Origin of the sequence: Lysinibacillus sp. ACHW1.5, assembly GCF_022014815.1 — a bacterium.
GTDB classification, from domain to species: Bacteria; Bacillota; Bacilli; order Bacillales_A; family Planococcaceae; genus Lysinibacillus; species Lysinibacillus capsici.
Map to the genome: position 1 here is coordinate 4,286,561 of NZ_CP091777.1, position 12,527 is coordinate 4,299,087.

Sequence of the window (12,527 nt, forward strand, 5' to 3'; positions counted from 1 at the left end):
ATTGTACCTATTCAAAATAAAAATAGAAAGGTTTTGACATTATGTTCACGGAGATTCGTGACATTACAGCTTTTAACAAGAAAGAAATTTTAGCATTACGTATCGCTGACAATCAGCAACATTTTATTGAATCTACAGAACAATGCTTAGCAGAGGCGGAAATGGATCGACACTTTACGCCTTTAGGTCTGTATAAAGATAACACCGCTATAGGCTTCGCTATGTACGGCTTATTCCCTCATGATGATTATAGTCAACGAGTATGGCTTGATCGCTATCTAATAGCAGAACAATACCAAGGACAAGGTTTGGGAAAACATTTTTTACAGCAACTTATTCAATATTTAACAGTAAAGTTCAACTGTCTTCAGATATATTTAAGTGTTTATGACAATAACGCTGTAGCTATCCAGCTGTATAAACAATTCGGTTTTATATTTAATGGTGAGCTAGATGATAAAGGGGAAAAAGTAATGGTTTTGGAGGTGCATGGTTATGACAACCATTAATCCAATTGAAACAAAGCCACTGAAACCATTATTTTTATCATACTTATTCCCTGCCATGATCGGGATGCTTTTAATGTCCGTCAATATATTGGTAGATGGCATTTTCGTTAGTCACGGCGTGGGACCTACAGCTTTAGCTGGGGTTAATATAGCTGTTCCTATTTTCTCTATTTTGCTTTCTATTTCTCTATGGATTGGTATGGGAGGAGCTACTCTTTTCTCGATTTCTCTAGGAGAGGCAAATAAGCAACGAGCCCATCAACTATTTACATTGGCGTTTTCTACAATGCTTGTGGTTGTGATCACGATTATTGGATTTCTCGCATTAAATCTAAAGGATATTTCTTATATATTCGGAGCGAGTGATGATACGTATCCTTATGTGCAGGAGTATTTACATGTAATTTTGCTCTTTGGGATATTTTACACAATTGAAAATTTATTAAGCATCTTTATTCGAAATGATGGCAATCCAAAATTGGCTATGCTGGGCTTAATTACAACATCGGCTTTGAATATACTCTTAAATTATGTTTTCATCTTTGTACTAGACTATGGTGTGACTGGCTGTGCCTTAGCGACAGCAATAGCTACAATTATAGGTACGTCTGTGCTATGTCTCCATTTTTTCCGTCCTCAATCTGAGTTAAAATTTGTCACTTCATTTTTAAATCTATCAGATTTGAAAAAAATTTTTGCTATAGGTTTACCTAGCTTTATTGTTGAAGCCTCCGTTGCAGTTATCGTTATTTTGTATAACGTTACATTTTTACATTATTTAGGTGCGAATGGCGTTACTGCCTATGCAATGGTCAATTACATCCATACTGTCTTACTGACTATTTTCCTTGGCGTCGGTATGGCTCTACAACCCTTAGTTAGCTATCACCACGGGGCAAGATTACTAGAAAGATTAACAGCTTTATTGAAAATCGGTTTAGCTACCGCGTTTATTTTAGGATTAACAACAGCTCTTATAGCTCTTCTTTTCCCTTCTCAATTAATGGCGTTATTCGGAGATAGCTCATTGGAAATTCGCAGTATGGCAGCACAGGGCTTTGTTCATTTTGCCATTGGCTATGTATTTTTAGGGATCAACATGGTGTTCGCAGAATTCTTTCAATCCATTGAAAAAATTCGTATTGCTACAACAATTATGTTACTACGCAGTATTATCTTATTTATCCCTACTCTCATCATACTACCCAAGATACTTGGCTCGCAGGCTATTTGGTGGACCTTCCCAGTAGCAGAAGGAATTACAGCATTGCTTATTTACTTGTTCATTAGGAAAAATCCAAGAACGCTTTCATCTCCTGACCATGCTTAAATGAAAGGGGACCTCATCAAGGTCCCCTTTTAATATGTTTGCCTAACAAAATTGCATTTTTAGCGTACCTCTTCCTTCTTCTACTATTACTTCCCCAACTGCTCCATTCACTAGAATTAATTGAGGGGGGACATGTCCAATATCTACTTCATAGAAAACTGGTATTCCCATCTCGTCAAAAATATCCCCTAATGCATCCACCAATGTAAAGTCCCCTAGATTTTCATATAGTCCTGCTCGCCCGATTAGAACACCATTACATTTATTGAACCAACCATTATACTTTAATTGCCACAAAGCTCGGTAGATTTTTGCTGCATCCATACCAACACTTTCTAAATACCATATTGTTCCTTCCTCAGAGCAATATTCGTTAATAAATGATTGAACGTAATCGAAGGGCGTACCTATAAGAATTTGCAATGTATTTAAACAGCCACCTATCAACCTACCTGTCATACGATTACTACGCTCTTGGTTTAGAACTTTCCATTCGGTTGCACTGTCAAAATAAAATCCTGTAGCAGGATTTTTATAAACTTGCTCCCAGCTCGATTGAAAATAGTGAGAAGAGCTTTGAGTTATTGAATGACCAGTCTTACAAGTAATTACGTCTATCCATTTAGAAGTAAGTTCATCCCATTGAGGTGCAGATAATTCAGTAAAATTTACCCCATGTGCGGATGCGTACCCCGTCATGGTTGTGTATACAAAAGATAAAGTACTAATATCTGAATACCCTAATATCCATTTGGGTCCCGCTTTTTTTAATTCGTCCCAATCGATTAAAGGTAATAACTCCATTAAAAAACTGCCTCCCCACGGTGGCATGACGACATCTATACGCTCATCTAATAAATAGTCCATAAGTTCAGAGACTCGCTTTTCTTTTGTTGTACTTCTACCTTTAAGCTGCGTCCAGGTAGTATTTCCAATAATAACTTTCATTCCTCTTTGTATTAATTGTTTTTCAGCTTCTGTTAGTAATAGATGGAGATGCTGTTCGACTCCACTAGAGGGTGCTGTCACGCCAATCGTAAGAGGTGTTTTTAAAGTAGGATATTGTATTTTCATTTACCATCTCTCCTTTGTGCCTTCAAAAAATAATTGTTTTACAACAACAAGACGATTTTGGGTCTCTTAATTAGTTTCGTATATCATTTTTAGAATACATTTTAACTAAAAATACAGCTATGTAAGTTTCAACACTATTTCTGTCCTTCACACAGAAACAGAAATTTTTACCAATTATACTTGTGTTCAGAAAAAAAACCAACACAAAAATCTGCGCTGGTTAAATTTCTACTTTTGAATTTTCATATACTCATCACGCAACAGACTCATAATGATTTCATCAGAAAACGTATTATTCATAAACAAGGCCTGCCTCAAAACACCTTCTTTTTTAAAGCCGACCTTTTCATAGGATTTAATTGCTCTACTATTGTGTGAATATACCTGTAATTCTAAGCGATTCAGATTTAGCTCCTCAAATGTAAATCTTTGAGCAAGCCTAACTGCTTCTGAACCCATACCTCTGCCACAGTTCTCTATATTATGTAAAGCTATACGGAACACTGCCTTTTTATTATCTAAATCAACCTCCATAATCGCCAAATCACCAATTACCTGATCATTATCAACTAAACAAATAGCAAAATCATAGCGAGAAGAATCTACTGTAAAGCGTTTGATTGCCTCTTTGATTTGTTCCTTTGTTAAGATGTTCCGTGTTCCTGTCATATACATGATTTCTTCATTTTGAAAGCATCTTATAATACTATCACAATCATCTTCACGTATTTCTCTTAAATAGACCTGTTGACCTTTTATCAATATAAACACCTCTTGTGCATTAAATAAGGAATCATCATGTATGTAGATGATTCCTTTGTTAGAACTATTCCATTTGTTTTTCAGTGTGTACCTTCACCGATTTCTTCGCAGGGTCTTCCGAGGAGGTTACACCTAGAATATCAAGCAGGAACATAAATAGTGGAATACCTATGATTAGTCCCCATACACCAAGGAAATGCTCAGAAAAGAGAATGACCATAAACGTATAGAAAATCGGTAAATCTGTTTTGGCAGACATAAGCTTTGGATTTAAGAAATACGCTTCAATGGCATGTAAAACCATAACAATAACTAAAATATAGACGATGTACATCAAACCACCAATGCTATATGCAATAATACTTAATGGTATTAATGAGATGATAACGCCTGCGACTGGAACTAAGCCTAAAATAAAGAGCATAATCCCAAGTGCAATCAAATGTGGGAAGCCCATAATAGAAAGGGCGATGACGGATAACACACAGTTAACAGCAGCAATAATAAATTGTGCTTCAATTACTTTACCAAATGAGCGGATGAATATTCTTGAGAAATAATGAAGCTCATCGTAAAGCGGTCCAATTTTACTATCCTTAAACTTAGCTGTAAACTCAATAATACGATTCTTTTCTAACAAGATGAATAAACTCAAAATTAGAGAAATCAATATTTGCATAATGATTTTACCAATATTCGTAATATTTTTAAGAGTTAAATCCACACCTTGCTCTAAATATTTCCCGAGCTCTATTTTCTCAAAAGTCGGTGCTAAGTATCTCGCAATCTCATTGTCATCTGGGTCGAGATTAAAACTTGCAATGAGGTCAAAAAGCTGTGTGATCTGCTGGGTCACAATCGGTAAATATTTGTAAATAACAGCTACAATACCCGCAACAAGTAAAAGATATAATGTTACCGTCACAGCTTTTTCATTCATCGGCGTATATTTTCTAATGCTTTTCGTTGTCTTGGTAGTAAGCTGGTTCATCAAATAAGTAATAATAAACGTAAGTAAAATTAGATTGATCATACTACGCATTAAATATAATGCAAGAGCAATCCCAACTAGAATAATAAAACGCTTAAATCCATTACTCCGAAAGAAATTATTCATTTATTCACTCCTTCTACAAAACGGCCTCGCTGCCTCTGCTACCTAGGGCTACACTATAAAATTGATTTATAACAATACGCATCATTCTTATGTAAAAATTTCCCTCTCATTTACTGAGTATAGCCATCTACCTTCAAAATAAGACGAAATATATGTTTCTTTTAGAAGTGTCTGTATAAAACCTAAGGCGGGGTTGAAGTGAATTGTATGTCTTGTCAAATTAAAAAGTCGAAACTCTTATCCTTTGTGAAAGCTTTACCAGCGTATTAGCCAAAATTCTATAAATCTATTATAACCCTTTAAACCAGCATATCCAATTTGTATGTTCTTTTATAATGGTATTTGTATAGAACTTTTATCAACTATTACTTTATGCTATTTTGATTAGAGATATAAATTAAACAGAGACAAGGACTGATTCTATGAAAATTGCGAGAAACCCTCAGAACATTCATCCACCCGTTGCTCCTTATGTTCATCAAATTGAGGTGACGGGGCCTCAGAGATGGTTAACACTATCTGGACAAATCGGCATGATAGCTGATGGATCTATACCTGAAGATGCAATAGCTCAATTGAAGATAGCACTTGAAAATATTAAAAGAAATCTAGATAGTGCCGATATGGAAGTTCAAGATATTACAAAGCTCGTCTTTTATTTAGTGGGGGATATGGATGCTATTCAACGAAAGGAAATTATCAGTGACTTCTTGGGGGAACATCTTCCATGTACAACATTAATGTATGTCGTTGCACTCGCTACGCCAGCTTTAAAGGTTGAGATTGACGCATGGGCTTGTAAGGATTTATAAATTCATCCTATGTTTTATAAACTAAATTTGTGCATTTTTTTTATTTTTCAATACCCCTTTAGCAGTGCTAAAGGGGTATTGCCTTATTATTTAAGTAATGTCAGCGTCGTTGCAATAGCGTTATCAGCAAACGAGCGTTGTGGCTGCGATTTCAGCATAACTGTTAACCCTATTAACGCAACAATTAATCCTTGCGCTAAAGACTTTGAATCCGTGTTCGCCTCTAGTTCTCCTGATTGAATTCCCCGTTCAATTGTCTCCTGAAAAATTACTGATAGATAGAGTTGATGCTCACTGCAAATGAGGCGATTCATATAAATCAATCATCTTCTATATCCCGCGCTGTAACATTATTATTCGCTACAGCCTGCGGAATGTCTGTTGCCAATATTTATTTTGCTCAGCCGCTGCTAGATGAATTATCGAATGATTTTGCTATTGATCAATCAATTATTGGTTTGATTATTACTATCACACAAATTTTTTATGGGCTAGGCTCTCAAAAATCTCTCCAACTTTAGCTTAGTTTGATCCTGCAAGCCTGCTTAATCAAGCTCACGTACTTTAATCGGAATTAATGTTCTTTCTAATTGTTCACGGTGCTGCTCGTACTGAGGTGGCAACATTAATTGACTACCCATTGTCTCTTTTGTCTCGTCATGAGCAAATCCAGGAGGATCTGTAGCGATTTCAAATAAAATTTCGCCAGGTTCACGGAAATAAATCGCATTAAAATAATTACGATCTTTTACTTCTGTTACATGTTGTCCATGATTCATCACATACTCTTGCCATTCTAAATGATCTGTATTATCTTGAGCTCTCCACGCAATATGATGCACAGTTCCTACACCCATTTGGCCACGTTGACCTGCAACTGTTTTTAAATCCACTGTATTGCCGATTTCTGCACTAGAAGTATAACGCGTATAGTCACCTTCCGTCGCTACCTTTTCAAGACCCATTACTTCTGTTAAAACTTTGGCAGTTTCTTCAGGGTGACTTGAGAATAGTGTAGCTCCACCAAATCCTTTGATAGCAACCTCAGGTGTTACTTCACCAAATGACCATTCGTTGAGCCCGCCTTTCGCACGTGCCACGAGTTCAATATGCAAACCATGTGGATCATCGAATTGAATGACTTGCTCACCAAAACGTTCAGCTTTTTGGAAAGGAATCGAGTATTTCGCTAAGCGATTAACCCAAAATGGCAGTGCTCCTTCTGGTACAACATACGTTGTAACGCCAACCTGACCATCACCAATACGTCCTTGATAAGCATTAGCCCAAGGGAAGAAGGTAATGATTGTTCCTGGTTTCCCACCTTTGTCACCGAAATATAAATGATATGTGCCCGGATCATCAAAGTTTACTGTTTGTTTTACTAAACGTAAGCCTAATACTCCCGCATAAAAATCAATATTCTCTTGCGGATGTCCTACGATCGCTGTGATATGGTGTATACCTGCTGTATGTTTTTTCATGTTAACAAGCCCTTTCATGACTATATTTCTCACCTATACTATGCCCTATTTATACCTACCTCAATCTGTAAAAGCTTAGCGAATTGTATACAACGCTTTAGACCATGGGATCAATTGATCTAACATTTGGTTTACTGAATCTATTTGTACTTCTTTTGGTTTAAATTCTGTGCCATTTTCAAAATCTGTGAATAATGATAGTGCTGGATGAACACGCACATCTGCGATTAAAAGCTCACCCATAATCCCACGTAAATGTTCTGCTGCACGAGCACCGCCAACAGAACCATAAGATACGATTCCAGCTGCTTTGTTATTCCATTCAACACGTAAGTAGTCTAGTGCATTTTTTAATGCACCTGTAATAGAGTGATTGTATTCTTGTACGATGAATACAAAACCATCTTGTTTAGCAATAATTTCTGACCAACCTTGTGCTCCTGAAGCATCCTGTCCTGGCTCACCTAATAATGGTAATTTATAATCAGCAATATCAATCACTGTATAATTGGCATCTCCACGTTGATCTGCAATTTCCTTTACCCACTGTGCTACTTGAGGGCTTACACGCCCCTCACGAGTTGATCCAATAATAATACCGATATTTAATTCTGCCATTGTTTGTTCCTCCTCTTTTTTTGTACGAAATAATTTATTAAAAAACCCCATAATTGTACCTCCTGGCGAAGCTAAAGGTTCGAATTCATTTATCTTGAATTTATTTATCTTGAATTCGAGATAATAATAACACGATATTTTTATAAACGTCAACAACTTTGTTTTGAAAATTAAAAAGGCAGAGATAATTAATTCTCTGCCTCCCCTAAAAGCTTATAAACTTGTGTTTTTAGATAACGATATTGACTATCATTAGTATCTTGAAAAGCCTCTACCCTATTTGAATCAATATCTTGGTAGTGGATTAGATATGGAAATTGTTCCTCGGAGAAATCCTTTCTTTCTCCATTAATAATATTATAAAAGTGCCAGCCTTCCTCAAGAAATGTCTTCCTAATTTCTCCGCCAAGAATATCCTGCACAACTAATGAAGTGACGCCACATTGTCCTTTTGCAGGGTTGTCCACACTCCATTTAGAACTTGATTGAATGGACCATGATTTTCTTAAGGCATTTAATACATCTTTTTCCATGCAAAAACTCCTTTCAAACACGTTAAAATGGGACTTCATCCATTCTTATTGGTGTTGACTTCCCAACTACCCAATCATCTTTAATAGAACCATAGACAATACTATCTGTCACAGTACCATCTTCATTTTCCCAAGCATTTCTTAAATACCCTTCCTTCACAAAGCCAGCTTTACTAAAGCATTTTCGCATTCCTATATTATCAACTCTTGTGTAGCCTTCAATACGAATTTTCTTTCTTTCGGCAAACAGATATTCTTGTAGCCAATGAAGTGCTTTGACACCATATCCTTTGCCTCGATAATTTGCCTCTAAACGGAGATCAAAAAGAGGGATCGTATCGTCTATATCATGAATAAAGATAACGCCAACTTTTTCTCCATCTTCTAGTATCCAATGTGTTTCACGATTGTTCTGATAGTATCCTTCGGCATATGCAGCTCGAATAGCCTCTTCTTTTATGTAGGAATTCGTGTGATACAACCATCTATTTTGCGTTAATAAATGAACTAAATCATCAATTTCTTCTTCAAATAATTTTATTTCCATACATATCTCCTTTCATCTAAACGTCCTCACATATATCTGAAAAAATAAAATTAGTTTTTGTATGTGCATATGGCTGTAATGCATCAATAAACTGCTCTACATCAGGAAAAGATTGAAAATGCCCCTTTAATAAAAAACATGACTCACCTGAAATGCGATAACAGAAGTCTATATTTGTATAAACCTTCAGATGTTCTTTAAAGTCTGCATAGCGGTTATTTTTGATTGTCGCCTCAACAATCGCTTCAATTGGATAACCCAATGCTTTCTTATTAATAGCCAACGTATATCTCTTAATGACCTTCTGTTCCTCTAATTGTCTTATTCTTTCACGAACTGCTGGTGCAGATAAGTGAACCCTTCTTCCTAGCTCGCTCATAGAAATTCGACTATCTTCTTTTAATTCTTTAAGTATCATTTCGTTAATGAAATCCATTTTGTAAATACCCCTTCTTTTTGAAGGAAAACAATCATATTTCCCTTCGAATTGATATGTTAACTTCGTTATGAACATTTTACACTAATTAATAGAAGGAGGAATGATTGATGACACTTATTCAATTATATGACAAGGGCTTAACACCCTTTCAACAATTATTAGGCTACAACAAGGGAATTCAGCTGCACTGGCAGCAGTTGGGGGAGGTACTCGAAAAAGACGGGCATCTATCCACTTCATTAAAAGAAGAGGTTCGAAAAACTTTAGCTCAAAAAAATGGCTGTCAGTATTGTCAGGCAAAAGGCAAGCCTGATCCCCAGAACTATGATGAGAAAACGGCAGTATGCACAGGTTTTGCGGAAGCATTCTTAGCTGCTAAGGGGCACACCGCCCCCAACGTCACGGCTGTATTAAAGGACTATTTAACAGAAGCGGAGATTAGTGAGCTACTAGCATTTATTTGCTTCACGACAGCACAGCAATATTTTGGCGCACTCATGCAATTAAAATAATAAGGAGCTAGGGGCGAAACCCTAGTTCCTATTCCAGCTGCTATCCTTTTAATTCCATTTTATTAGCTATATCTATAATAAATTTCTTACTAAGCTCTTCTTTCATATTATTTTCAGCATCCACCATCACTTGCTCAATGAGACAGCCTTGATGATGGAAGGAATCTTCGTGATCAGAAGAGCAACTAAATAATGAGGTTTGTCCTTCAATCGCATAAATAACCTCTAAAAACGAAATTTCTTGGGGGCGCTTAGAAATGCGGTAACCACCGTTGACACCTGGGTTTGACTCAATTAAGCCTGCCTTCACAAGCTTAGTTAATATTTTGGAAAGATAGGTTGGAGATAATTTTTGCATTTCTGCTAAAGACTCTACACTCATTGATTTCCCTTTAGGATTGCGTGTTAAAAACACCATTGTATGTAAAGCATAATTTGTTGCTTTTGAATACTTCATCATTCATCACCCTTCATTCAGGACCTTTATTATCTGCAATTAAAACACATTCTATCATAATTCAAGAAAAAAGCATGTTTTGTATGAAAACACGCTTTTATGATCCCTAGTCATGCTGTCCATAACCCGCTTCTCCAGCAAGAGCATCAGCCTTTGTTACTTGTACAGTCCCAAATGGATGATTTGGTGGCGCATAGATCGTGTAAAGCTTTAGTGGTTTATCCCCTGTATTCGTAACATTATGCCATGTTCCTGCTGGTACCATAATAGCCGTATCTTCTGCGACATGTCTCTGATAGTTTAAATAATCTCTAGTTGGCCCCATTTGAGTTAATCCATGCCCCTCCTCAATACAAATGAATTGGTCCACATGTGGGTGTACTTCTAAACCAATATCTTCTCCGACATTAAGACTCATCACCGTTACTTGTAAGTTTGACCCTGTCCACAATGCTGTACGATAATTTTTATTGCGCTTTGTAGCCTCTTCAATGTCGATAACAAATGGTGTTGGTCCAAAATCATTCTGGACATTACTTCTTGGCGCTCGTTCTGCCTGATTTGGATAGGCCCAATAAACAGGTTGATAACCGTAATGATACGATTGATAATTACCGTAATAAGGGTGGTACATTTATCTCAATCCTCTCATGCATGATAACGCTATAGTATGCAGCTGAATGAAAGAAGGTACTCACATGTAGTGTGACTTAATTGAGTAATCTTTATATATAGACTGGAGGTAGATACAGTGTATGCTAGATTAACAAAAAAGCTTGCAGGTAATCCTGCGATTAAATGGTTTTCTGGACACGTTGAGCAGAGTTAGGATTCGATTTACCACCATCCTATTGCTGGTGGTTAAAAAATTATGGCAATGGGCAGCTGAATGGTGGATCTATTCTCTCAATCGGCCCACCAGCATACAGAGACATCAATGATCATGATATTCTCTATATACATCGTCTTAACTTGGCTGACGAGGAGTGGTGTAAACAATTTCCGAATAGATTGGATTTATTTATTCCAGACTCTGACGAATTGTACTTCTTTGATCGTTCGTCTAAAGATGAACACGGCGAATTTCCAGTTATGTGCTATGACTTAATGAATGACATGATCTATGAATATGCCTCTTCTTTCTCAGAATTTCTTGAAAAACTGATTGATGAGCGTAGTTAATAGTATGAGTTGCCTTATCTATGGGCAACTCACAACTCGGAAAATTCCTCTTTCAAACGCTTACGAAATTTATCATCTGTAAGAAATTTCAATTGAAAACTATTCATACTATTTGAGAGCTTAATCTGCTCCATTGTATTTAAGTTGTTAGCGAAAAAGGCTATTTCTGTTTGATTTCCATCTTTATCTTCCGCATAGGCTGCTAGTGTTAACACAAATGCCGTCGATCCTCCCTTTTGACCAGCATGTTTTAACCATGCTTGATTTCTAGGATTCTGCATCAATTGCTCCAACACGGGATCTAAATATTTATGTACTTCTGCGCTAAAGAAATTTTTACCATTCAATTTTTCTAAAATAGAGATGTAATCACTTGTTGTGGCCCTTATTAAACGATCAGACCATATCTTTTGAAAATCCATATTGAGCATTTTTTGAGCTTTTGTTTTCTCCTCAATTGTTAAAGGATGTTCTATCCAATTCGAATGAATAGCCAATGCACGCTCACGATATTCAACCATATCCATTTTTCGCAAAGCAGTTAATGTTGCTTTTTTCGTTAAATTTTTTTCCTCCATCAAGTGAATGGGAATATAAAGTGCACTTACAATTGGATACAAAGGTTCATGATCCTCTACATTTAACTGTGTAAGCACATCATTAAATATTTGAAAGTCTAATACATTCATTAAATATTCCGTATTTGCATTGGAGCTATAGGCAATCATGCCATTTGCTACTTCACTTAAAGGTACACTATCTGCACCCTGAAGGTTTAACTGCGCCAACCATGCTTTATGTGCGCCGCCATCTGTTTTAGGAATGTAGAATGCCTCTAACTCCTTTAGATTTACTTGCTCTTTAGGATTAATACGGCCATCAGCTGCTTGTTGCGCATAGGCGATGGCTACGATTATTTTAACCGTACTTGCTAACGGTAGCTGTTCCTTGGTGTTTAGCTCCACCCAATGTTGTTGATTATATTGAATGGCTACAGAAATATTTTTATCCTCTTTATGTTCCTTGATAAATTGCACGATATATTCAGGATCGTTCTTCTTGATTTCTTTTTGAAACTTCCAAAAAATAATGCTACATACAAAACCTATACAAACCAAAACACTGCCAATCATCCAATACAACTTTTTCAT

Annotated in this window: 15 protein-coding genes and 3 pseudogenes; 6 read left to right on the plus strand and 12 right to left on the minus strand. The window is 36.4% G+C overall.

Annotated features, from left to right (window positions below):
- The first annotated feature begins 41 nt into the window (after positions 1–41).
- A complete protein-coding gene (locus L6W14_RS21530; RefSeq protein WP_131520992.1) occupies positions 42–509 on the plus strand; it encodes a GNAT family N-acetyltransferase in 468 nt (155 codons plus the stop codon).
- Entirely contained in the window at positions 496–1,839 is a 1,344-nt protein-coding gene (locus L6W14_RS21535) for an MATE family efflux transporter (RefSeq protein ID WP_131520993.1), read from the plus strand. The genes L6W14_RS21530 and L6W14_RS21535 overlap by 14 nt, the downstream gene beginning before the upstream one ends.
- A 42-nt stretch (positions 1,840–1,881) precedes the next feature.
- On the opposite strand, the gene L6W14_RS21540 is transcribed toward L6W14_RS21535, so the two are convergent.
- The 3 genes from L6W14_RS21540 to L6W14_RS21550 form a co-directional block, all read right to left on the minus strand.
- On the minus strand, positions 1,882–2,913 hold the full coding sequence (locus tag L6W14_RS21540) for a S66 family peptidase (protein ID WP_237898862.1): 1,032 nt from the start codon (positions 2,911–2,913) through the stop codon (positions 1,882–1,884).
- Positions 2,914–3,141: 228 nt separating this feature from the next.
- Positions 3,142–3,675, minus strand: coding sequence for a GNAT family N-acetyltransferase (locus tag L6W14_RS21545; protein ID WP_237898864.1), 534 nt, complete (start codon positions 3,673–3,675; stop codon positions 3,142–3,144).
- Between the two features lie 64 nt (positions 3,676–3,739).
- Positions 3,740–4,792, minus strand: a complete 1,053-nt coding sequence (locus L6W14_RS21550) for an AI-2E family transporter (protein WP_048394009.1) — start codon at positions 4,790–4,792, stop codon at positions 3,740–3,742.
- Between the two features lie 422 nt (positions 4,793–5,214).
- Between L6W14_RS21550 and L6W14_RS21555 the strand changes: the two genes are divergently transcribed.
- A complete protein-coding gene (locus L6W14_RS21555; RefSeq protein ID WP_131520996.1) occupies positions 5,215–5,604 on the plus strand; it encodes a RidA family protein in 390 nt (129 codons plus the stop codon).
- 86 nt (positions 5,605–5,690) lie between these two features.
- Here the strand turns inward: L6W14_RS21555 and L6W14_RS21560 are convergent.
- Positions 5,691–5,909: pseudogene (locus L6W14_RS21560) on the minus strand (TetR/AcrR family transcriptional regulator); the annotation flags it as partial.
- Between L6W14_RS21560 and L6W14_RS21565 the strand changes: the two are divergent.
- Positions 5,892–6,101: pseudogene (locus L6W14_RS21565) on the plus strand (MFS transporter); the annotation flags it as partial. The pseudogenes L6W14_RS21560 and L6W14_RS21565 overlap by 18 nt on opposite strands.
- A 48-nt stretch (positions 6,102–6,149) precedes the next feature.
- Here the strand turns inward: L6W14_RS21565 and L6W14_RS21570 are convergent.
- From L6W14_RS21570 to L6W14_RS21590, 5 genes are all read right to left on the minus strand, one after another.
- Positions 6,150–7,088 carry a ring-cleaving dioxygenase gene (locus L6W14_RS21570; RefSeq protein ID WP_193767365.1) on the minus strand — a complete coding sequence of 313 codons (939 nt, stop codon included), beginning with the start codon at positions 7,086–7,088 and terminating at the stop codon, positions 6,150–6,152.
- Positions 7,089–7,163: 75 nt separating this feature from the next.
- Positions 7,164–7,757, minus strand: a complete 594-nt coding sequence (locus L6W14_RS21575; protein ID WP_004231581.1) for an NADPH-dependent FMN reductase — start codon at positions 7,755–7,757, stop codon at positions 7,164–7,166.
- A 137-nt stretch (positions 7,758–7,894) separates the two neighbouring features.
- Positions 7,895–8,239 (minus strand): YunG family protein, encoded by a 345-nt coding sequence (locus L6W14_RS21580; protein WP_131520998.1) that lies wholly within the window; start codon positions 8,237–8,239, stop codon positions 7,895–7,897.
- A 22-nt stretch (positions 8,240–8,261) separates the two neighbouring features.
- On the minus strand, positions 8,262–8,786 hold the full coding sequence (locus L6W14_RS21585) for a GNAT family N-acetyltransferase (RefSeq protein WP_237898866.1): 525 nt from the start codon (positions 8,784–8,786) through the stop codon (positions 8,262–8,264).
- A 16-nt stretch (positions 8,787–8,802) separates the two neighbouring features.
- A complete protein-coding gene (locus tag L6W14_RS21590; protein WP_131521000.1) occupies positions 8,803–9,222 on the minus strand; it encodes an Lrp/AsnC family transcriptional regulator in 420 nt (139 codons plus the stop codon).
- Positions 9,223–9,332: 110 nt separating this feature from the next.
- Here L6W14_RS21590 and L6W14_RS21595 point away from each other — a divergent pair, with 110 nt between their 5' ends.
- Positions 9,333–9,737: a carboxymuconolactone decarboxylase family protein gene (locus L6W14_RS21595; RefSeq protein ID WP_131521001.1), complete on the plus strand. Its 405-nt coding sequence runs from the start codon at positions 9,333–9,335 to the stop codon at positions 9,735–9,737.
- 40 nt (positions 9,738–9,777) lie between these two features.
- On the opposite strand, the gene L6W14_RS21600 is transcribed toward L6W14_RS21595, so the two are convergent.
- Positions 9,778–10,197 carry an Rrf2 family transcriptional regulator gene (locus tag L6W14_RS21600; protein WP_131521002.1) on the minus strand — a complete coding sequence of 140 codons (420 nt, stop codon included), beginning with the start codon at positions 10,195–10,197 and terminating at the stop codon, positions 9,778–9,780.
- A gap of 103 nt (positions 10,198–10,300) precedes the next feature.
- A complete protein-coding gene (locus L6W14_RS21605) occupies positions 10,301–10,828 on the minus strand; it encodes a cupin domain-containing protein (protein ID WP_048393994.1) in 528 nt (175 codons plus the stop codon).
- 245 nt (positions 10,829–11,073) lie between these two features.
- Between L6W14_RS21605 and L6W14_RS21610 the strand changes: the two are divergent.
- A pseudogene (locus L6W14_RS21610) lies at positions 11,074–11,376 on the plus strand (SMI1/KNR4 family protein); the annotation flags it as partial.
- A 29-nt stretch (positions 11,377–11,405) separates the two neighbouring features.
- Here L6W14_RS21610 and L6W14_RS21615 read toward each other — a convergent pair.
- Positions 11,406–12,527 (minus strand): serine hydrolase, encoded by a 1,122-nt coding sequence (locus L6W14_RS21615; protein WP_237898868.1) that lies wholly within the window; start codon positions 12,525–12,527, stop codon positions 11,406–11,408.

What these genes read in the sequence shown, in the direction of transcription:
- L6W14_RS21570 (WP_193767365.1), bottom strand. Translation starts at nt 7,088, where the DNA reads ATGAAAAAACATACAGCAGGTATACACCATATCACAGCGATCGTAGGA.
- L6W14_RS21555 (WP_131520996.1), top strand. Translation starts at nt 5,215, where the DNA reads ATGAAAATTGCGAGAAACCCTCAGAACATTCATCCACCCGTTGCTCCT.
- L6W14_RS21550 (WP_048394009.1), bottom strand. Translation starts at nt 4,792, where the DNA reads ATGAATAATTTCTTTCGGAGTAATGGATTTAAGCGTTTTATTATTCTA.
- L6W14_RS21580 (WP_131520998.1), bottom strand. Translation starts at nt 8,239, where the DNA reads ATGGAAAAAGATGTATTAAATGCCTTAAGAAAATCATGGTCCATTCAA.
- L6W14_RS21575 (WP_004231581.1), bottom strand. Translation starts at nt 7,757, where the DNA reads ATGGGGTTTTTTAATAAATTATTTCGTACAAAAAAAGAGGAGGAACAA.
- L6W14_RS21615 (WP_237898868.1), bottom strand. Translation starts at nt 12,527, where the DNA reads ATGAAAAAGTTGTATTGGATGATTGGCAGTGTTTTGGTTTGTATAGGT.
- L6W14_RS21540 (WP_237898862.1), bottom strand. Translation starts at nt 2,913, where the DNA reads ATGAAAATACAATATCCTACTTTAAAAACACCTCTTACGATTGGCGTG.
- L6W14_RS21600 (WP_131521002.1), bottom strand. Translation starts at nt 10,197, where the DNA reads ATGATGAAGTATTCAAAAGCAACAAATTATGCTTTACATACAATGGTG.
- L6W14_RS21535 (WP_131520993.1), top strand. Translation starts at nt 496, where the DNA reads ATGACAACCATTAATCCAATTGAAACAAAGCCACTGAAACCATTATTT.
- L6W14_RS21590 (WP_131521000.1), bottom strand. Translation starts at nt 9,222, where the DNA reads ATGGATTTCATTAACGAAATGATACTTAAAGAATTAAAAGAAGATAGT.
- L6W14_RS21595 (WP_131521001.1), top strand. Translation starts at nt 9,333, where the DNA reads ATGACACTTATTCAATTATATGACAAGGGCTTAACACCCTTTCAACAA.
- L6W14_RS21530 (WP_131520992.1), top strand. Translation starts at nt 42, where the DNA reads ATGTTCACGGAGATTCGTGACATTACAGCTTTTAACAAGAAAGAAATT.
- L6W14_RS21585 (WP_237898866.1), bottom strand. Translation starts at nt 8,786, where the DNA reads ATGGAAATAAAATTATTTGAAGAAGAAATTGATGATTTAGTTCATTTA.
- L6W14_RS21605 (WP_048393994.1), bottom strand. Translation starts at nt 10,828, where the DNA reads ATGTACCACCCTTATTACGGTAATTATCAATCGTATCATTACGGTTAT.